Source organism: Nocardiopsis halophila DSM 44494 (genome assembly GCF_000341245.1).
In the GTDB taxonomy this organism is placed as follows: domain Bacteria; phylum Actinomycetota; class Actinomycetes; order Streptosporangiales; family Streptosporangiaceae; genus Nocardiopsis_A; species Nocardiopsis_A halophila.
On the sequence record NZ_ANAD01000158.1, the window covers coordinates 16,298 to 37,267 of the forward strand.

The following is a 20,970-nucleotide window of genomic DNA, read 5'->3' on the forward strand; positions in this document are numbered from 1 at the left end:
CTGGCCTCTCTCTCCTCGCCGACGTAGAGGACCTCGGGGTAGTCATGTGCGGGAAAGGACATGGTTCGCTCCTCAGGGTCGTCCCGTTCGTCAGCCGACGTGTCGGTCGACGCACCGTAAGGCAGGAACCGGTGGGGCGACCACGCAATGACTCCGGCGTGCCCCGCTCGGATCCACTCCCTTGACGGACCCGGCCGGATTCATGTGACACGTGACGAAGCACCGCACATCGTGGGCAGAACTATGCGGTGTGGGGCGGTTCCCCTATGGTCAGGGAGCGGCTGTTTCCCCCCTCTGCCTCTCTCGTGGTCATCCCGGGCCTTAGACGGCACAGTCGAGCGCTTCCAGGGCACGCTCAAGGCGGTGTGACCCAGCCCCTACATGGGGCCGAACTGGGCCCATGTAGGGGCCGAGATTCGCTGCTCAAGGTCCACATGTCCGACTCCGGTCATATCCGGCTCCGCCGCTACTAGGCCCTGTCAGGGTGAGCACCTACCCACAGGGTGTAACTTCAAGGACCGAAGCAGGTCAGCTCCTGCATGCAAGCCATGGCCGTTCATCAGTCCCAACTTTAACCTTTTATTCACTTCTACGCCGTACGAGGATTCATGACCAATACAAATGAAGCAGGCGCGAACCCGGGAGAGGCAAAAGGGTATGGCACAAAAACAATATCAATCGCCGAGAATTTCTCTGGTATATCCGGGCGCTTCCTTGATGTGTGCCTCGACGTAGAAGAGGATTCAGGGACTGGAAAATTGAAGTTGACCGGCTTTGACGCATTTGGCCAAGAATGCAAATCAAGCATGGACGACGTCCAAGAACATGGAACTCAGATGGGCGGCAACATGGTCTCCGGAGCTGAGTCGACAGAAGCAACGGACCGTGAAAGCATGAGCGAATTTGAACGTTCAGCCGTCAATGTTCCCGGAAATGACGTGCCCCCTGGACACGGGCCATGGGCTCCGACTTATTAGGCACATCAGCATCTGAAAAACAATAGACAATAGGAGAGTCATAGTGGGCTTCAATCGTGACGACTGGGACGACAAATCCATCAAAATCGGCTCGCTCGAGGGAGATGTCAAAAGATTTTTTGCGCTGATCGGAGAGATGACCGGACATGGTGGAGACATAAAACAGGCGCTGACGCAAGGGGCCAACAATTTCACTGAAATGATCCAAGACAGTATCAAATCACAAGCCTCATATGATGAGGACTTGTGGCAACAGGCAGCAATGAACTGCGTGGTTGGCGCGGGTTGCACTTCGGCATTTATTGGCCATGTTCGAGAATTCCGTAAGACCCTAGACGAGCTCCAAGAAGAGTGGGACAGCTTCCCTCCTCCTCCCAGTGAAATAAAAACTGAAACCGGATCCGACGGCGCAGTCCGGAATACCGGAGACCTATCCCCCAATCTCCTTGATTACTATGACAGACGTCAGGAGAAGCTCAGAGATCTAGAGCGACGAGCTGAGAAGGCCCTCGACGTTCTTGAGGATAGAACTGCAGAGATCAATGGTGACATCGAAAGCGGAGCCAAAGACATCGTCGTCAAAAAACTAGTCGAGGATGGAATGATCGGTTGGTCAGCCTACAACATCCTAGGGACCGGCCAACCTGTACCAATCGCGTTTGACGGATCGCTTGGGAAGAAAGATGGCAAGAAAGCAGCTGAAGCGATCCAGAATGGAGACGAAGTCCCTGAAGAAATCATCGCTGGCCTCACATATTTGAATACGGTTGGCGTCGAGCATCGGGCCAACGGAGGCAACCTTCGCGAAGAGGAACTCGAATATCTCAAGAGCTTCTATTCAGAGCTCGATTCACATCTGGAAGACGGGCTTCTTGGGATCACTGAAGATATTGTTTCTTCAGGAGAGTTCACGAACGAAGAAGTGAACAAAATGCTTTCGACGATTGGAGGTGGACTGCTCACTCTTTCGCACGAAGAACTGGGAGGTGGGTTGGACTACCTTCCAGAGTCTGTCGTCAACGTGGTTGATGGGCCAAAGTCCAAGGAATACAACCATCTAGGTTGGGAGAGGGACCTCTTTAAACTCAACTCCCTGATCCACGGAACTGATGAGCAGATCGAGGGCGGGCGTGAGTTCTCTGCCGGACTTACAACAGCAATTGCCCTAGAGCTTAAGGATGGCCACCTCCTTAGTACACTCGACGAGAGCATGGTCCTCAGGTACGACACCTCCGCTCCTAAATCCCTTGCCCCTGGCCTCCTACAGGAGATCTTGGGTGTAACCACTCGGAATGATGATGCCAACTACTCGATTTTGACAGGTGAATACGGCCATCCCAATTACGATGGAAAGACCCCGTCAGATGTTTTGGAAGGACTCTTCGATACAAACTGGGCCGATGACGGAAGGGCTGCAGCCAAGTTGATAAATTGGATTCCCGATGCTGCGACTTCAGATGACGTTGAGCTGCAAAAGATGGCCGGAAAGGCGACCTTGGGTCTAGTGGAGGCGACCACTGATGATGATGCGTTCTCCAAGTTCACAAACGGAGAAAAGGGGGAGAAGTCAATCGGACGCGTAAACCCAGAAATTTCACTTGCTATGGGCGATGTCGTCCAGGTGCACATGTACGATTTCGGGCGCCCCGGCGGTGAATATGCATTTCTTGAAGGAGTGGAGGGAATTAATGATGACACATTGAGCATGCCATTGAAAGACAGAATTAAGTTTCTGCAGCTGGTCGCCAGCAGTGATGAGGCAGCCGCAGACATGTACGCGAGTATCAACGCGAACGAGACGCTTGCTCTCGATTCCTATCTTTCTGGCAACGCACGCCCTGAGGCTGTTGCGGTGAATACGGGAAGGTTCAGAGGCATGTTTGATACCGCGCTCTTCCACGATGGGTTGGACAGATACAACATGGAAAGTGAAGCCGCGAAGCGCGCAAAGGACATGAACGAGGGAGGTGCAAATAAGCTCTACGATATGACTGTCGGCCAAGTGGTCGACCAGTATGCCAGCAAGCTGCCACTCGTCGGTGGCGAAATTTCAGACAAAGGAAACAAATTCATCAAAGGTCTCTGGAACGGCGATCCTTCGCAGCCAATATTCAATGAAGAGGTCCAATCATACGAAGACTACAGTGTTAAATCAAGGGAATCAGTTCGCCTCAACATCCAACTACAGACGATGGACCACCTCGGGATCAGATTTCCCGGCCCTGACGGCGGGCCTGCTTCATCGGCGAAGGATTTTCCGGCAGCAATCCGGGACGACATGGTAGGGAAAGCAAATGGCAACCTGGAAGATTCCGGACATGGAGAACTTGCCGACGACTATTTCCAGGAGTACGACGACGCCTACAAGGAGATCGAGATGGAACGAGCCCGAACCGCCGATGAGTACAAGGAACAGTACTCAAGCTGATTAATCTCATTAGAAACATAATACTTCACCCGAAAGGGCATACTTTTGAATCAAAGCAAGCTCCCCTTCGTGATGATTCTTGCTGCAGTTTGCATATGGGGGATCTCGCTGTTCTTTCTGGTCTCTCCGCCAGAGCCATTAAAAAACAGAGAGACCGGTGAACCGGCAGTCTCATGCTCTGCTGCGGCGTGGTCTGGTACAGGAGGAAGGAACCTTGAACTCTGGGACGAGAACCTCGGCTATTCCGACAACCCAAATTCAGTCCACTCGTACTGCGAAGTCAAACGAGGCGAGAGAATCGCATGGGCAGTGATTGCGATTTTCCCCGCGTCGCTGATCGGGGCAACAGGCGTCGCCTTGCTCATTAGACAAAGAACTTCTTAGCTCCCACTACCGATTTCACAATATCCCATAATCATTTACAGAATCGGGTCCATTGGCGGGAAGCCACCTCGCCTGACGGATTCAAGTTTACCCGTATATTACGCTGCCTCAGCCCTCCATTTCCTCGCCATCAAGGAGTAATTTCGGGTCCACACGTCGAGAGTAGATGATCACTATGATCCTCTGATCGGGCCGCCGGCCGCGTTACCGATGCACACGACGGCCCAATTCAGGGCCCGGTCGCCCCTGCCGGGAGGACAGCAGGGCCACATGACGCAGACGCGGATCAGCTCTGCCGTCGCCTCCCCCTGTGTAGCAGCGTGTGTAGCAGGGCGAACGGAGACGGAGAACGAGGTCGCCCTATTCAGGCTCAAAGGGGTGCTCAGCCGAAGAGGCCGAGCAGGTGGGCCAGGAGGACGACGACGGTGACCGTGCAGGAGTAGGGAAGGGCCTCGCCTGCTGTGAAGAGCATCCATTCGCCGTGGGTTCGGCCTGGCGGGAGGAGCTGGAGGCGGCGTGTTCTGTGGCGGGGCCGTCTGGGGGTGGCCTCCAGATGGGTCGCCGGCCCTGTGGGCGGGAGGTCACGCAGGTCCAGTGCGCCGGTGTCGATCCTGCGGGCTCGCCGGTCGGCGTGGGTCGTGCGGACGTCGCCGGTGGTCGGCGTCGCGGCTCGGGCCGCCGGGTTGAGCTGACGGGTCGTTTCCAGGAGCCAGGGCGGGAGGTCGGCCTCCGGGATGTCATGGCTCGCGCGGGCGTGCGGGGAGCGGAGGAGCGGCGGCCCGTCTCCGGTAGACGCCGGGCGGGGCGTGGTGGCCGGAGGCGTCGATGGTGGGCGCGGCAGTGTGGGGCTCGCCCCGTCCTGTCGGGTGGGCGCTGGGGCACGGTTGAAGCGCCGGCCGTGGTCCCGGGAGAGGACCAGGCGGACGCGGCTGGCGGTCGGCGTTGTCGGGCTGGTGGAAGTCCGTTGTGCGAGTGGGCTGGAGCCGGCGGGTATCGCCGGGTGGCTGTTGCTCATGGGGGTCTCCGAGCTGGGCGGTCGGGGAGGGACCCGCGCGTGACGGCGGTCGTCCCCATTTCCGGGAGGGAACAGGTCCCGGCGGGGAGAGGTGTCGTCACCGAGGGGCGTGGGCCCTGGGGGTTCGTGCGACTCTGGGGGCGCTCCGCCCGGCCCCCTCCTTCCGGGCGGAGCGCGTCTCGGGGGCGGCTACTTCGCGGCTCGTGTGGGCCGGTCCGGGGAAGCCGCCAGGATGGACTCGATCCGCCGGGCGAGGTCGGCGTACTCCTCGACCGGGAGGAGGCGGGTCATCTCGGGCTCGGCGATCTCGCGCTCGAAGCGCTGACCGGGCCAGAGGAGCCACCACCAGGGGCGGGCTGAGACGGCGTCCGGGCGGAGGACGGCCCGCTGGAAGCCGAAGGGGCAGTTGCGGATGCGTGCGGAGTCGCCGCCGTCGGGGTCGAGGATGTAGGCATCGACGACGGAGACGGAGGTGTCGACGGCCGCCCCGAGGCCGCGGGCTTCGATCTCCTTGGCCAGAGCGAAGAGCGGGTGGAGGGGCGAGCCGGTGTAGACGGAAACGGGCATGAGGTCACCACCTGAGGTGCAGGGTCGACCGCTCCGTGGTTGGTCGACCTCTCACTGTGAGTGTGATTTACCTCCGAGGTATTTTGCAAGCGGTTCTGCCAACTCAGAGGTAGATTTTCACAGCGCCCTGCCCCCGTATGATCACGTCACGGCAGCGACTGGAGGTGGGTGTGATCGAAGAGCACGGCCCGACGGTGCGGCACCGCCGCTTGTCGAACGAGTTGAGGCGGCTCCGGGAGGCGGCCGGCCTCGACACTCTCGACGTGGCCCGGTCGCTGAACTGGGACCGGTCGAAGGTGAACCGCATCGAGCGCAGCCAGTGGAAGCGCCTGAAAGAGGCGGATATCCGAAGTTTGTGCGCGTTGTACGGACTCACCGACGGAGGTCGGATCGCCGCTCTCATCGCCATGTCCAAGCAGGCCAAGGAGCAGGGCTGGTGGGTCCGGTACCACGACGTCCTGGGCCCAGGCTCCTACGTGAGCCTCGAATCACAGGCATCCGCCATCCGCTTCTTCGGCGCCCTCGTCATCCCCGGACTGCTGCAGACGCCGGCGTACGCACGCGCTCTGATCCGCGCCGGTGGGTTCTCGGAACCATCCGAGATCAAACGCCGCGTGGAAGCGCGCATGGCAAGACAGGAGCTGCTGGAGCGTTCAGACGGTCCCGTCGTCCAGGCCATCATCGACGAAGCGGCCCTGCGCAAGCTCGTCGGTGGTGCGCTCACGATGCGCGAGCAGCTCCTCCACCTCATGCTCTTCAACGAGCAGGGTACGGCGGAAGTACGCATCATCCCCGACAGCGCCGGAGGTCACCCTGGTGTGACCGGTCAATTCGCGATCCTCGACTTCGTCGCTGCCCAACAGTCCACCGTCGTCTTCATCGATATTTCGCGAGACGGTATATTCATGGAGGAACCAGAAGAGATCGGGCGTTACGAAGCGAAGTTCGATGGCCTGTCATCGCTCGCCTTGACGCCCGAGGAGACGAATGGTCACTTGGCCCGGATCGTGGACGATCTCAGAGGGGGATGAGGTGCACACTTACTTCACACCCGAATGGCACAAGAGCTCCTACAGCAGCCCCGAAGGACAAGAGTGCGTCGAAGTCACAGGCCCTTGGAGACCCAGCGATCAACCGACCGAACTCATCCGAGTCCGAGACTCCAAGGCCCCCTCAGCGACGATCCTGTGCTTCCCGAAACACGCCTGGATCGCTTTCACTGAGTCCCTCAAATAGTCAGTATTCCGGAATCCAGAGCCCAAGGTCGATATCGAGACGGCTCACGATTTTATCGACCTCATGCTCGAAGGCCTTCCGCGGGACCAGTTCTTCCCCATTGTTCTTCGCCGTGAGCTGGATCTCGTACACCGCGCCACGAGTCCTCACCAATGCCCTGTACGCGGTCTCTCCTGGGCTGGGAGAACCATAGACGTGGTACGACTCATCCGAGTAGTCAGCGGGCTCCGCCACCTCGATCTCTTCCAGACCTTCTTCAAGCCCGCTTCTCTGCTCCCTAAGGTCCCCGGAGGCCACGTCATCCGGAGAGTCGCCACCCTCACCATCGATGATGGCATTGTAAGAGAAAGAGAAGTCCCACCGTTCAATCGAATTGAAGTCAGGGTTCAGCATCCACTGACAGTTGTCCGAGACGGTACGCCTACCCCCATCACCATCTTGGGCAGTATCCACGAAATCGTCGTCCGTGTCGGTACGCTCAACACTGAGCCCGGAGATCGTGGGGATCGACTTGACGCAGAGGTCCAACTCACCGGGCTCTAGATCCGCGACCGGCTCACCTGTCTCGTCACTGACCGCCCCTCCTCCGGCGACCGGCGGCGTCTCCTCTTCCCCTCCAGTGACCGTGGAGACAAAAAGGCGGAGAACACCGACGATCACGCCCATCACGATGAAAGCGGCCGCGGTTCCCGAAACGAAGACGACGAGGAACGCCTTCCAACCGTGCAGCCCCTTCTTCTGCGAGCGGCTGTTCGCTGTCTCCTCGGCCATGCTCTCTCTGAACCTCACCTAGGGGTTCTGCTGCTCCAACTGCGCCTTCACGTCCGGGTGCTCCAACGGCCTGGTGAAGCCGATGATGTCCGCACGGCTCGGGTCATCATACTCACGCGTCGCGACCGGGCCGCAGTCGGTGCACCATGCCTCCACCATCAGACCGTCACCGATGACCATTCCGACATGCCCCGGACCATCAGGTTCCCCCGGAGTGCTCACATCGAAGAACACCAGGTCCCCCGGCTGTTCCTCACCCTGCTGAATCTCCGGCCCGAACGTCCACTGGTTCTGGGAGATCCTCGGGATCGAGGCGCCGATGCTCGCATAGGCCTTCATCGTCAACCCGGAGCAGTCGAACGTGTCCGGACCGGTCGCCCCGTACACGTACGGCTTGCCACGCTGCGCCAGGGCCCAATCGACGACGGCCTGAGAATACTCGTCCGGCGCCTCACCGATCGGGGCCCCTTGGGCGTTCACCGTGCACTCAACCGCTGTCGCGATCGAGCCACTGGGGTTGAAGTCGCCGTCCGCGTACTGCTCAGCCCATTCCAGAACGTCGTCCACGTACCAGTCGGCGTGGTTGTAGGCGAAGATCGCCGAACGGACGTCCTGCTTGATCCCGTGTGCGATCAGGTAATCGGCGGCCGCCGGAATCGCGTCCTCGGGGTCGTACACGTTGACGATGCCGTCGTCGTTGCCGTCCTGGCCGTACCCCTCCTCCGGCCGATCCTCGACGTCCATGATCGGCTCGCCGCCCCAGCTATTACCGGCTGCGGACCCGTCCAGGGCTCCGAACTGCATCGGCCCCGCAGCACCCCAGTCGTTGTGCCCTTCGGTGATCCCCGGGCCGTCCCAGCGCCCGTGCTTGCTCTCCACCTGTCCCACACCGGCGAGGATGTTCCAGGGGACCCCCTTCTCGTCTCCCCACTCCTTGTACAGCTCCAGGTAGTTCTGCGGGATGGAGTCCTCCGCATATCCGCTGCTCTGAGCCTGCTGCGCTGCGGGGTCGGAAGAGCACTGAAGGCCGCTCATCGCTATGTACCCCGCCGGTTGTAGGACTGCGAGCGGGAGCACGACGATGACCACTACGAGGACTCCGGTGATCAGGAGTCCGGCGCCGATCGCCAGCCGCGTTGCGCAGGAACCGGCGTCCTTCCGTGACGGATAGATGTAGAGGGAGATCATTCGGGCACCTGCCGATAGGGGGTCAGCTCATACGACAAGATCGTTCCGGGCGAGGTCATCCCCCGCCCAGGTTTCCCGCGTCGGCAGGCTGAAAGTCGTAGACCACCCACTGCCCGCCATCCTTCTGCACGGTCACGGCGTAGTCGCCGAGATCCTCGTCCGCCCCGTCGTCGTTCTGGACGATGGACTGCGCCCTCACCACGAACACGATCGACCCATCACTGAAGCTCCGGATCGACCGGACATCGGCCCGGCCCTGCGCCACGGTCTCCTGCTCTGCCTTCTCCTCCCAGAGCGCTCCGGCTCCTGAACTCTGGGCGAGCGATTCCGCGTATTCGGAGGCGGCGAGTTCCTCCAACGACGCGAAGTAATCTTCACGAGGTGCGGAGTAGTCGATGGTCCCGTACGCCTCGGCGAACCCCTGCGCCGTCGCCGCAGCCGCCTTGAGTTCTTCCTCCTCGAAGGGCAGCCAGTCGAGCACCTGCATGTCCTCTACAGCGGTGGTCGGGATAGGGCTGGGCATGGCCGTCGCAGGCCCGCCCGGATCGGCACGGTCGGTATCACTACCGCCCGCCCGCTGTTCCTGGCCACCCTGCGCCTGGTCTTCGTCGCCCCCGAAACCCCCGACGCTCAGATAGATGCCGAAGGCGACGAGGACGACCACGAGCGCACCGAAGACGAACCGTTGCTGACGATCGCTCAGTGTCCGGGGCATGGCTGATGCTTTCTCTGCTCACCGTTCGGTAGGGGTGCTTTTCGGCCCTGCCGGCTCATCAGTCGCCGTCCTTCAACCAGAAGGGCACATCCTTGTCGGGGCGCCGCTGGGCGCCGGTCCCCGTCCAGAAGGGGCTGATCGGGCGGTCCTTGTCCTTGTCACCGGACTTGAACCAGTTCCCCCCCTCCTTTGAGCCACTCGCGGCGGGCGGTGCCGGTTGCCGCGGAGGTGCAGGCCGCTCCCGCCGCGACCGGGGGCCGCCCCAACGAGACCCCTTGCTCACATTGCCCTGCGGAGGAGTGGCCTCCCGTCCCTGGAAGATCCCCGCGCCGCTCGTCGGCGACGGGTCGTTCCTCGACGGTGCCTCGGCCGCCCGGGAGTCACCGCCTGCGCCTGAGCGCTGGCCGCTTCCACTCCCGGTACCGAACACGGACGCCCACCCCGTGTCCCCGGTGCCGCGGTAGCCGCCGGCGGGGCGCGGCGGGATCGAACCGGATCCGCCTCCTTGGCCTCCGGGACTCGGGCCAGCTCCCCCACTGTGCGCTGCGGCCCCGCCCAGGCTGGGGGCCTGGTCGGCGGACTTCGGGGGAGGAGCAGAGGATGCCGTACCGGGAGCCTCCTTTCCGCCGGTGGAGCCGAGCTTGAGCGGCGGCGGCCCCGACTTGCCATGAGCATGGCCGTAGCCGGCGGAGCCGCGCACCCTCCGCCCCTCACCGCGCACAGCACCGCCTTCGGATTCGGACTGGTCGGGAGCTCCTTGTGCGGCCGCACGCCCGGCGTCCTGCTGGTCCCCGCCCCCTGCGGCTCCGGCAGGCACCGCACCTGCGGCGCCGGCCAACTGGGGAGCACGCCTGAGTCCCCACTTCTGCGCTCGCATGTAGGCGACCGGCGGAAGGACGTTCGCGCTCTGGCTCAACGTGCGGCTCTGCATGGCGTCATTGACCATGCGCGATGTGAAGGTGTTCGCATTCACCGATGCGAACAGGTGGGCGAACGGCTTGCGATAGATGAAGAGGGCCAGGGTGAAGAGCGCCAGCAGGATCATCTGCAGACCCCACCCGAGTCCGGATCCCATGATGATGCCGTAGCACATCACGAGCAGCGCGATCAGCATCACTATGAAGATCTGCTTGAGGAGGAGGCCGAAGAGCATCTCCAGCCACCTCAGAAGAACGGTCCGGCCGTAGCCTGGATGGACTCCGATCAACAGAAACACCGGAGCCAACAGGAGCAACAGCAGGAACCCGATCTTCAGGACGATGAGAGCCACCGAGCCCGCAAGGATCAGTCCACCGGCGAACACCGCAGCGAAGAGCGCGAGTACCGCCACGCCGAGTCGGTCCCCTTGCTGGTCACCCGCGAACAGCGGATGCACGCCAGGGTAGGTTTCCTCGATCTCGGAGGCAATATCCTCGTACTGCTCTTGCTTATCTGCGATGAGCTCGGCTGCGTCGACCTCTCCGTCGGCAATCTGCTGTTGTTCGATCCTGTTGATGCCCTGTGCCTCTAGGAGGTCGACGGCGTAACGGGACGTAGCGCTCTCCGCCACATCGCCGTTTCCGAAGGTCCCTGCCACCCAGGGCTGACAGACCAGGCTGCTCCACAGCATGTTCGCGTTCTGACGGACCGCGAAGTCGCTGTCCGATTCCCATCCGGCCTGCTGTACCGGCTCCGCCCCGGCAGGGCAGGAGGTCGTCCCGGTACTGACGGACACCCTTGAAACAGCCGAGTTCACCAGTTGGGTCCCCGAGTTCACCAACCCACTGGCCATGTTCAGGATCTGTCCGGGCTGCACCAGGATCCAGATGCCCAGCGCGGTCGCAAGGACCATCCAGATCGTGCTCTCGATCGTCAGCGTCACGCGCTTGCGGATGAGCCCGTACCAACCGAGCCAGATCGCGCCGAGAATGATGACGGTCGGAAGCAGGGGCCGCCAGATCCCCTCGCGGAGCTGGGTGATGACGCTCTCGACCATCGAGTTGAAGTCATTCAGCAGACCGTCCGAGGTCGCCGCCTGGTAGACGGTGATCGTGGACTGGTTGATGGTCTTCGACAGGTCCCACGCCGAGTTGGTGAGCGTCGCGGTCGCACTGGACGACATCTTGTCGACGCAGGACTCGCGGATGACGTGCCACTGCTGGCCCGCCGTCCCGTACTGGCCATAGATGCTCGCGTCCGGCGGCAGCCCGTCCTCGGAGCCGACGATCGACGACTGGGACTGCGGCGGTACGAGAAGGCCGTCCGAACCACTCCCCGCAGTCTCCGGCTGCGGCGCCGGCTCTCCTGGGCATAGCGGGTTCGCCTGTGCCGACCCCAATGGCACCAGCAGGAACGCCATCACCAAGAGCGCCATCGACAGCGACCGGCGGAGCCCCGGCCTCTGCGGTCTCTGCGCCCCCTGCCCCGTCGCCCTCTCCGGAGGCGGCTCGGCTCCGCCCTCGCCCGCCATCGGTGACAGGCTCGCCTCCGGGCCCGCCACCGCAGCTCGCCGCTTGCGCCGTCCCGCACCCACTCGTCCGCGCCCCAGCCGCATGATCACCGTTCCTGCCCGTTGCCCCTGCCGGTGCTCACCAAGGCCTCCGCACCCTCGAAGACCTCGGTGTCCTCCTCATCCGGGTGATGCCGTGTCGGGTTGGTGTCGAGCCACCTCAGCAGCTCCTCCGACACCAGATCGACGGAGATCCGCCCCGCCCGTCCGTCCAGATCGCGGAAGATGCATTCGCCGTTGCCGAGGTTCCTGAGCATCGCCATATGGTCCTCCTCGGTTTCCACCCCTAGGAGCGACATGACGCTCTCCACCTCGAACCGCTCACTGGAGCGGAACGCGAACACACTGGACAGACAGTTGGTCACCTGTTCATTGAGGAGGTCGCCGGCGTTCTGGCTGACGAGGATGAGCGCCGTGTTGCGCGAGCGGCCCATGCGGCTCACTTCGGGCACCAGCTTCGCGCCCTCCGGGGTGGAGGTCACCGCCCACGCCTCGTCCAGGAAGATCGCCTTGGGGAGGTGCCGGTCCAGCCCGTTCATCAGCTCACGGGCGAACTGGCTCACCAGGTACAGCAGGGCGACGCTGAGTCGCTGTTCGTAGGAGTAGTCCTCGCGCTGGATGGTCGAGTCCGGGAGCGTCAGGCCTCCCAGGGTGAAGACCGTCGTCCACCCCTCGGAGTCCACCTGTGCGTCGCCTTGGGGAGAGAAGCACAGGTTCGCCAGGCGCATCTCCGACATGGACTGCAGCACCGCCCCCAGGTTCCGCGACGCCGGGTCGTGGGACCTGTCCAGGTACTGCACGACCTTGGCCAGGCTGGGCTCGGGCTGGTTGGCGACCGCCGCCACGGCCTGGATCATCGCCGACTCGCGCTCCTCGCTCATGCGGGGCAGCAGGAGCCGCAGCGTCTCCGTGGCCATGGTCTTCTTGGACGGCAGGTCGTCCCCGAACGCGAACGGGTCGAGCAGGCCGGGCTGCGCCGACTCCAGGGACATGATGCGGGCCTTGCGCCCCCGCCGCTGGAGCAGCCGCACCAGCGACTCGGCGTCGCCCTTGGGGTCGATGGCCGCGACCGTAACGCCGCGCAGCGCCAGCTGGTAGATGAGCAGTAGCGCCAGCGTCGTCTTGCCGCCGCCGGGCTCACCGGTGATGGCGATGGCGGTGGGCCGGTTGCGGGCCGCCGCCACCAACGGGTCGAAGTGCACGATGGAGCGCGCGCGCCCGAGGGTCTCCCCGATGTAGGGCCCGGTCCACCCGCCGCCGCCCTGGCTCGGGTCGCGCCGGTCCCCCAGGTCGACGGTGGCGGTCGGCATCCCGCCGGCGATGGTGCGCAGCGGCTGCCGCTGGGCGTAGGCGCTGAGCCGGATCCGGTCGCCCGGCAGCGACTCGTTGAACAGCGACAGCTGGTCGCCGGTGGAGTTCACGATGTCGATGCCGATGTCCCGGTAGTGCTCGACGACCGCCTCGACCCGCTGCGCCAGCAGCTCCTCGGTCGGCGCCGACACCATCAGCCGGTGCCACCCGTAGACGAACGGCAGGCCCCCCCTTGNCCAGCATCCGGGCGGCGTCGATCTGCTCGGCCAGGGCGATCGGCATGTCCGCCCCCGCCTCGCGGATGTGGGCGTCCATGTCGCGCGCGTGGGCGAGCTTGCGGCTGACGTCCTTGCTCGCCTTGGCGGGCGGGATCAGCTTCATCCGGGCGCTGATCTCCACCGGGAACGGGAGGGCGTCCGAATAGTGCATCCACGGTTCGCCCTCCGGGAAAGGCATCAGGTCGGGGAAACGGGAGAAGGACAGGTAGGCGACATAGGTGTCGCCCATGGGCTGCTCCAGGCGCAGCATGGAGCGCCCGTTGTGGATGACGCCCTCCACCAGCTGCTCGATCTCGCCGCGCCCCCACGTGCGCCGCCCCGCGGCCGAGGGCCGGGGCTCCTCTACCGTGCCGGTGACCGCGTGCCTGAGGAGCCAGGCGATCTGGTTGGCGGTGGCGTGCTTGGCGTGCAGGGAGCTGGCCGCCAGCGCGCGGCCGAGGCGCTCGGACTGGTCGGTCCAGCGCGCGATCTCCTTGGCGTCGATGGCCGCGTCCTCGATGCCCAGCGCCTGCTCCGAGCGCTGGTAGGCGCCGAGCAGCTGGGCGAACACCCCCTGGGTGAACTGGCCGCGGACGCCGCCCCGCATGCCCAGGCGCACGCCCAGGTAGACCTCCTTGGTCCAGAAGTCCTTGGCCCACACGTGCCGGTACATCTCGTCGAGGTAGTCGTACCAGCCCGGCCCCGAGTCGGAGGTGTCGTCCAGGCGGGTCGCCCACTGGGCCGCCGGGTAGGTGCGGTGGGCGATGCGCAGGTGGACCTCCGCGTCGTCCATCCGGATGGCCGCCAGCGCGATGGTGATGTTGTTGGCGAGCGCCTCGCGCTCCTCCGGGGTGGAGAACTCGTAGGAGACGGTCGGCAGCCTGAAGTACGCCCATGCCTCGGAGTCGCTGAGCAGGACGCGGTCGTCGAAGTAGCGGACCGCGAGGCGGCTGCCGCCCCTGCTGCCGTTCATCGGTGCCCCTCCCGGGTGGTGGTCGTTGCGCGTGCTTCCTCCCGTGTTGATCTCGGGAAAAACGCCCCTAAATCCGTGCTTGTAGGGTCACTTTTCCCGAGATCAACACGGAGGGGTGGGCAGAGGGCTGTGGAAAGCGCCCGTTCGGAGTGTGGACGGCGGACAGTGTCCTCATGCCCAGACACCCGGACGTACCTCCGTCGCTGCTCAACGGCCCGTTCCTCGGTCGGGAAGCAGTCGGCCGAGGGCTCCTCACCCCACGTCAGCTTCGCGGCACATCCTGGATGTGGCTGGGAAGCGGTGTTTACACCCACGTGTCCACTCGACCGGATTCCCTCCACACGCTGCTGCACGCGCTCACGCTTGTGCTGCCTTCCGGCGCTGTGGTCGGAGGATCCGCAGCCGCACTGCTGCACGGCGCCGACTATCGGCGCGACACCGATCCCGTACCCGTCATCGTCCCGCGCGACATCGAGGTACACCCGATCCGGATCCGCAACCTTCCTGTCAAGGTCACCCACGCCGAACTGCTCACAGAGGACGTGACCAGGATGTTCGGCATCCCGGTCACCGCTCCATTGCGGACCGCCTTCGACCTGACGCGGTCGACCGCCCCCGCCCGGAGGACGCCCAGCTCCGGAGACCTGCGCGAGAACGTGGCGGCACTGAACGCCCTGCTCTCGGTCGGGCGGGACCAGGCACAGGCCCATGGTCCCCTGTTCACCCCCGTGCAGTTTCGGTCCTATGTCGCCCGCGAACGTTTCTACCGCTGGCGTGGCGTCAGGAGGGCGGCCGCCGTCGCCGAGTTCGCTCACCCAGAGGCGGAATCGCCCGAAGAGTCGCGCCTGCTGATGGATCTGGTCGGAGCCGGGCTCCCCGTGCCGGAGCTGCAGTACGAGATCGGCATCGGCACGGGCAGGAGACGGCGCGCACGGCTCGACCTGTGCTATGTGTTCGACCGGGGGGAGACACTCGTCGCCATCGAATACGACGGCGAGGTACACAAGGACCGCAGGCATGAGGACGTTGAACGCTGGCAGCTCATCCGGGACCAAGGCGTCCGGCTCTACGTCGTGACCTCGAAGACCCGCGACACCGTCCTGCCTTCGGCGATGGCCGATGTGAAGGCGCGCCTGCGGCGACAGGGAGTCGTGGTAGGCGACTACCACCCGCGACAGGCGGCACGCGTACAGCGCGAGACGGCCGAACGCTTGCGCCTCGCTCGAGAGGCGGCCGAACGCGACTCCCCGTCGCATCATCCCCCGCAGCGCCGACTCCCCTACACCTACCAACCACCCCCTCGTTGATCTCGGGAAATTAGACCCTACGAGCGCGGTTTTAGGGTCGTTTTTCCCGAGATCAACGAGGAGGGGGGCGGCGATTGCGGGGAGGCGGGTCATCGGCGCGCCTCCGAAGGGGCGCGGTTCGACGGCTGCTGCCCCGCCGGGGACATGGCGTGCATGAGCACGCCGCCGAGCGCGGAGTGGGCGCGGCGGGTGCTGGAGCGGAGGCTGCCGGTGTCCCCGAGCTTCCCCTGGGCCACGTGGTCGTCCCAGGGCACGCGGACGATGGCGCGGCAGCGCCCGCGGGCCACCTGCTCGGCCTCGTCGACGTCGCTGAGGCTGCGCTTGCTGACGCCGTTGATGACCACGACCGAGCGGGAACGCAGGGCGGCGTACCCGTGGCCGTCCAGCCACTCGAAGGTCATGGCGACCGAGCGCGCGGCGTCGGCGCTGGCCGGCGCCACGAGGACCAGACCGTCGGCGGTGGGCAGCGCGCGTGCGACGCCCGTGGCCGCCGGGTCCAGGAGCGCCACCTCGTAGTGGGAGGCCAGGAGCTCGGTCAGACCGGCGTAGTCGCGGTCGTCGAGCGTCTGGACGTAGGGGTCGTCGAGGGTGGAGACCACCTCCAGGCCGGTGTCGGTCTGGGAGGTGTAGCGGCGCATGGCCGTGTACCCGTCGACCGATTCGGCGTTGGCGAGCAGGGAGGTGAGCGTCTCCGGTGTCCGGCTGCGGATTCTTCGGGACATGCCGTTGACGCCCGGGTTGACGTCGACGGCGACGATCCGCCCGTCCCGGTAGGAGGCCAGGGTGTGGCCGAGCATGAGCGCGGTGATGGTCTGCCCCGCGCCGCCGGTGCAGCCGAGGACGACCACGCTGCGCGGCCCGCCGAGGTCCATGCGCAGGCGGGCGACGTCCCCCGCGGGCAGTTCGTGCTTGGGGGCGTTGGAGCCGCCGGTGACGACCCGGGCCAGCCGGCGCCAGCCGCGGGTGGCGCCGGTGTCGGGCCCGGACGCCTCTGCGGCGGCACGGGCGCGGTCCGCCGCGGTCAGGCGCCGCTGCTCGCCGGTGCCGTGGTCGAGCTGGAGCTCGGGCTTGTCCTCGGGGTCGTCCCCGGAGCCGGCGGAACCGTTCGCGGCCCCGGACCCGTCGGGCGTGAGCTCGACGACCTCGCCGTCGGACCGCGAGGAGGACGTCCCGCCCTGGCGTCCCTCCTGGCCGAAGAGGCTGTTGAGGCGCCGGGCGTTCTCCGCGACTTTACTGAAGACCCCGTTGTCGTCGGACGGCGCGGCGCCGGAGCCGGCGGGCTGGTTTTCGGGCCGCTGTTCCGAGGGGCGCTCGGACAGTGCGCTGCGGGTGGCGGTGGTCTTGCCGGATGTGTTGTCGGACGTGTTGCCGGAGCTGCCGGTCCCGGACTGCGCAGCCTCGGCGGCCTTAGGGCTCGCGGCCTCCTCCGGGCCCTTCTCGGGCGCGCCGACGCCCTCGGCTTTCTCGGGCTTGTCGCTCTTCCCGGCCTTGTCGGTGCCGTTCGCGGCGGGGTCGTGCGGGGTGGAGTGCTTCGGTGGACGGCGCAGCGCGCGCTGGGCGTCCGTCGGGTTGCTCCTCATCGACCGGGACAGCCGCTTCGACCGCTCCGGGGACTCAGAGGCCAGGGGCTCGTCGGTCTGGTCTGCCTGGTCGGGCTGTGTCGGGCGCTCCGGCCGCTGCTCTGTGCGCCGCACCGGGCGCACCGGACGCTCAGAGGGCACGGCGCGGCCGGTGGTGGCGCCGGCCTGGCGCGTGCGCAGCGCGGCCGATTCCGCGGCGCTCAGCTCGTCCTCGGTGGCGCGGTGGCCCTCTCCCCCGGGGACGGTGGCGGAGAAGCTCTCGTGCTCGCCGGTACCGTGGTCCAGCTCGGTGACGGGCTTGACCGGTGCGGGCGTGGGCGTCTCGGCTTCGGTTCGCGCCGGAGTCCTCGACGCCTCGGTCTCCGGGGTCTCCGGCCGGGCCCGGCCGGCGTCACCGGGCGTGTCCGTGCGCGCAGGACCGACCGGCTTTCCGGTGGCGGAACGGTCAGCGACGCCCTGCGGTGCCTCCTCAGCGAGAGGCTGCTCTGCGCGGCGGCCACCGTCCTTTTGAGACGGAACACTGTCCGACGCGGCGTCCGGGTCGGCCGTTTCCTCAGAAACAGCAGTGCGCTTCCCGGCGGCGACTTCGTTGTACGCGGTGCGGTCGGCCGCTTGCGAGCCGGACCCGTCCTTCACAGAAGCGCTCTGACCGGACGCCGCTGCTCGACCGGCAGCCTCTTCCGAACGCTCCTGCGAGGACGTCTCTTCAGCAGGGGCAACGGTGGCGGCGAAGCTCTCATGGTCACCGGTCCCGTGGTCCAGCTCCGACACCGGCTTGGCGGGGGCGGGCCGAGCCGGGGCGGGCTCCTCGGCCTGCTCGGGCCGGGCCTCCTGGGACGCGCGAACCGGCTCGGCTTCCCCTGTGCCTCGCGCCGCCTTCTCGGTGGCCCCACCGGAGCCGGGGGCGGCGGACCGCTCGACGCCTTCGCTGGCCCCGCCTGAAGCGGTCGTGGCAGCGAAGCTTTCGTGATCGCCTGTGCCGTGGTCCAGCTCGGTGGCCGGCTTGGCGGCGCCGGCAGCCGGGGTGGAGGCCGCGGCAGGGGCGGCAGGTCCGCCCTGCTCCGTCACGGGCGCCGACGCGGCCGCCTCGTTCACGTCCGCCTCGGCAGCCGGAGAGGTCTTCTCCGCCTTCCCGGCCTCCTTCGCCTCGTTCTCCGTCCCGGCGGGCGCAACGGTGGCGGCGAAGCTCTCGTGGTCGCCGGTCCCGTGGTCCAGCTCGGTCGCAGGCTTGGGGGAGACGCTCTGGCTTCGAGGGTGTGCGCTGGACGGCTCCTTGGACGTCGCGGTTTCCGTGCCCTTGTCCGCCCAGGGCGCGTCGTCCGAGCTGTCAGCGCTGTCGAAGCTGTCGGGGCTGTCAGAGCTGCCCGAGCCGTCCGGGCGGCCCGCCTTAGCGGAGGACGCACCGGCCGTCGCGGCGAAGCTCTCGTGATCGCCCGTGCCGTGGTCCAACTGAAGGCCCGGCTTGGCGTCCTTCGACGGAGCGGGCTCAGCGGGGACCGGCTCGGTCCAGGCTTCGGCATCGGTGCCGACGTCGACGCCGGCGCCGAGGGCCGCGCCCTGCGCCCGAGCCGTGGCGTCCTGAGTATCCCTGGAGGCCTCTAGGTCTTCGGAGAACCAGCCCTCGCGGCGGCGCCGACGGCCCTCGGCCGCTTCGGACTCGGCGAACGCCGGCTGCGGCGGGACGGGGTCGGCGGACCGCTCCTGCTCCTCCAGGCGCTCCAGGTGGCGATCGAGGACCTCGATCTGCTCTGCCTGCGCGCTCTTGCGGGGAGCATCTCCCGACTCGGCAGCGTCGCGTTCGGTCCGAGCAGCGCGATCGACGTGCTCTGTTTGCTCAGTTTGCTCGGCGTTCTCGGTGTGCTCGACGGGTTCGGTGCGCTGCTGTGCGCCGCCGTGTTCGGGAAGCTCCCACGGAGCGGCGTGCGGGCGCCGGGCGTTCGTGTCCACCGCCTGTTCGGCGGCCTCCTCCGGGGTCGCCGGCGCGCCGGTCGCCTGCCCCTGTTCCCGGGCGGGCGGGGGCGCCACGCGCTCCCGCTCCCGCGCCAAGCGGCGCTCCACCTGCTTGCCCTGGATACGGCCCCGCAGGCGGCGGTGGGCGCTCTCGTCCCGCTCAGGCTCCCCTGCCGTCGCGACGGCCTCGGCGACCTCGTGATCGCCCTCGCCATCGTCGGCGGCCTCGAGAAGGGAGTCAGAGCCCGCATGCGGTTCCGCAGGGGCCGGGGCCGCCATCATCTCCTCGGCGCGACGGCGGGCCTCAGGGTCGGGCCTGCGAGTGTCCTCTTCAGCGAACGAGGCGGCCTCTACGACGCCCGACTCGGCGTCGTCTTCGAGTTCCGAAGCCGAAGCGCCCTCGTCGGAGGAGCGGTACGCCTTGAGCCACTCCTCGTTCTCCCGCCGAAGTCGATCCCGTTCGCGTGCACGGTCGGTGCTCTGCGCACGCTCCAGGGACGTCGGGCGGGTGACCGACACCGACTCGTCGAAACCGTCGACCCCGTCGAAGCCTTCGGTGCCGTTCCCACCGTTGACCCCGTTGACGCCGACGGTGTCGTCGGAGGAGGCCGCACTCCCCTTGCCCCCTGCAGAGGCCTCAGGCGTCCGGGGCTGGGCCTTGTCGAGCGCGAAACCGAAGTAGTTGAGGACCTTGATGCCGAGGCCGCGCTTGGGGGCGCTCGGGGCCGACCGGGCTTCCCTCGCCTTGCCAGTCCCTACTGCGTTCGCAGCGTCCGCCGTCCCTCGGGCAGGCTTGTCGAAGAGCGGTTCGGGCGCCGCGGCCTTCGGGGCCTCGGCGCGCACCCGCTCGACCGGCAGGGGCTCCGGCTCCTCGGGGAGCGGCTCGGGCTCGGGGGCGTCCTGGGAGATGCTTCGCTCGACTGGCTCAATTCGCTCGACGCGCTCAACGACGCGCCCTACGCCGCTGTCGACGGTCGGCTCGGCGGCATCGCCTGCGACGGGAACGGCGGGCGCTTCGGGCTTCGGCGCCGCGTCGACCGATGCTTCTGCGAACGCTCCGCTCTCGTCGCGAGCCTCCTCGTAGGTCTCTTCGGCCTCTTCAGGCTCCTCGAAGGGCTGTCTTTCGGGCTCGGGGGGTTCGGCGGCGGGCTTGCCGCGACCGAGCTTGAGCGGCTCCGGCCCGCGCTTTGCACGGACGGATCCCGCGGCCGCCTTCTCCTCGTTATCGTTCGGCCGCCCCGCCGTCTCCTCCCCTTCCGGAAGGAGAGCGACCGACTCGGAGACGAGTTCGCCTTGGGCGGGAACCCCGGCGCCCTCAGAAGCGGGGGCCAGGCCCAGCGGCTCCGGTGCGGCCTTGCCGGCCACCGCGCTCGTGGACCTCTTGGACTCGCGCTTGGCGAGGCTCTTAGAGCGGGCCTTGCTCACGCTCGGCAGCGGGAGGTCCGGGTCGCGGTGCCACACCCGCACCTCGACCCGGACCTCGGCGGGCTCGTGCTCGGGGGCCAGCCGCGTGTACACACGCGCCTCGGCCAGGAACCGGATCTGCGACAGCAGCAGCTCGGTCAGCCGCTTGCCCTCGATGACCGGCCGCGTGGCCAGGAAGGTGATGACTCCGGGCGGGACGATCCACACCACATGCCAGGGGGTGTCCCACGGCATCTGGACGAGGCGCAGCAGAAGGATCCAGAAGGCCAGGACGCCCAGGAACACACCGAGTGTGACGACCGAGAGCGGCTGCGGGAGCCGGAAGTCGTACAGCTTGTACAGCCGCTTCTCGATGCGCCAGATGTTGGTGTACGTGGGCAGGTCCATCCGCTGGGCCT

The 20,970-nt window shown here is 66.1% G+C and carries 11 protein-coding genes and 1 pseudogene; 5 read left to right on the top strand and 7 right to left on the bottom strand.

Annotated features, from left to right (window positions below):
* The first annotated feature begins 608 nt into the window (after nucleotides 1-608).
* Nucleotides 609-977: a hypothetical protein gene (locus D450_RS33425; RefSeq protein ID WP_152520866.1), complete on the top strand. Its 369-nt coding sequence runs from the start codon at nucleotides 609-611 to the stop codon at nucleotides 975-977.
* Nucleotides 978-1,020: 43 nt separating this feature from the next.
* Complete coding sequence (locus D450_RS33430; protein ID WP_152520867.1) at nucleotides 1,021-3,405, top strand: TPR repeat region-containing protein; 2,385 nt, start codon at nucleotides 1,021-1,023, stop codon at nucleotides 3,403-3,405.
* A 1,588-nt stretch (nucleotides 3,406-4,993) separates the two neighbouring features.
* On the opposite strand, the gene D450_RS0118650 is transcribed toward D450_RS33430, so the two are convergent.
* Nucleotides 4,994-5,371, bottom strand: coding sequence for a hypothetical protein (locus D450_RS0118650; RefSeq protein ID WP_017540172.1), 378 nt, complete (start codon nucleotides 5,369-5,371; stop codon nucleotides 4,994-4,996).
* Nucleotides 5,372-5,541: 170 nt separating this feature from the next.
* Here D450_RS0118650 and D450_RS0118655 point away from each other — a divergent pair, with 170 nt between their 5' ends.
* Both D450_RS0118655 and D450_RS32620 read left to right on the top strand, forming a co-directional pair.
* Nucleotides 5,542-6,402 carry a helix-turn-helix domain-containing protein gene (locus D450_RS0118655; RefSeq protein ID WP_241483209.1) on the top strand — a complete coding sequence of 287 codons (861 nt, stop codon included), beginning with the start codon at nucleotides 5,542-5,544 and terminating at the stop codon, nucleotides 6,400-6,402.
* Nucleotides 6,359-6,607 (top strand): DUF397 domain-containing protein, encoded by a 249-nt coding sequence (locus tag D450_RS32620; protein WP_083932699.1) that lies wholly within the window; start codon nucleotides 6,359-6,361, stop codon nucleotides 6,605-6,607. Before D450_RS0118655 ends, D450_RS32620 begins: the two co-directional genes overlap by 44 nt.
* Here D450_RS32620 and D450_RS0118660 read toward each other — a convergent pair whose 3' ends face one another.
* The 5 genes and pseudogenes from D450_RS0118660 to D450_RS30565 form a co-directional block, all read right to left on the bottom strand.
* Nucleotides 6,608-7,396: a hypothetical protein gene (locus D450_RS0118660; RefSeq protein ID WP_017540174.1), complete on the bottom strand. Its 789-nt coding sequence runs from the start codon at nucleotides 7,394-7,396 to the stop codon at nucleotides 6,608-6,610.
* Complete coding sequence (locus D450_RS0118665; RefSeq protein WP_017540175.1) at nucleotides 7,397-8,566, bottom strand: C40 family peptidase; 1,170 nt, start codon at nucleotides 8,564-8,566, stop codon at nucleotides 7,397-7,399.
* Between the two features lie 55 nt (nucleotides 8,567-8,621).
* A complete protein-coding gene (locus tag D450_RS0118670) occupies nucleotides 8,622-9,281 on the bottom strand; it encodes a hypothetical protein (RefSeq protein ID WP_017540176.1) in 660 nt (219 codons plus the stop codon).
* 58 nt (nucleotides 9,282-9,339) lie between these two features.
* Nucleotides 9,340-11,619 carry a type IV secretion system protein gene (locus tag D450_RS0118675; RefSeq protein WP_241483210.1) on the bottom strand — a complete coding sequence of 760 codons (2,280 nt, stop codon included), beginning with the start codon at nucleotides 11,617-11,619 and terminating at the stop codon, nucleotides 9,340-9,342.
* A gap of 197 nt (nucleotides 11,620-11,816) precedes the next feature.
* Nucleotides 11,817-14,310 (bottom strand): annotated as a pseudogene (locus D450_RS30565) (ATP-binding protein).
* 284 nt (nucleotides 14,311-14,594) lie between these two features.
* On the opposite strand from D450_RS30565, the gene D450_RS0118685 reads away from it, so the two are divergent.
* Nucleotides 14,595-15,617 carry a type IV toxin-antitoxin system AbiEi family antitoxin gene (locus D450_RS0118685; RefSeq protein WP_241483211.1) on the top strand — a complete coding sequence of 341 codons (1,023 nt, stop codon included), beginning with the start codon at nucleotides 14,595-14,597 and terminating at the stop codon, nucleotides 15,615-15,617.
* Nucleotides 15,618-15,706: 89 nt separating this feature from the next.
* Here D450_RS0118685 and D450_RS0118690 read toward each other — a convergent pair whose 3' ends face one another.
* Nucleotides 15,707-20,959: a conjugal transfer protein gene (locus tag D450_RS0118690; RefSeq protein WP_026128641.1), complete on the bottom strand. Its 5,253-nt coding sequence runs from the start codon at nucleotides 20,957-20,959 to the stop codon at nucleotides 15,707-15,709.
* Between the last annotated feature and the right edge of the window lie 11 nt (nucleotides 20,960-20,970).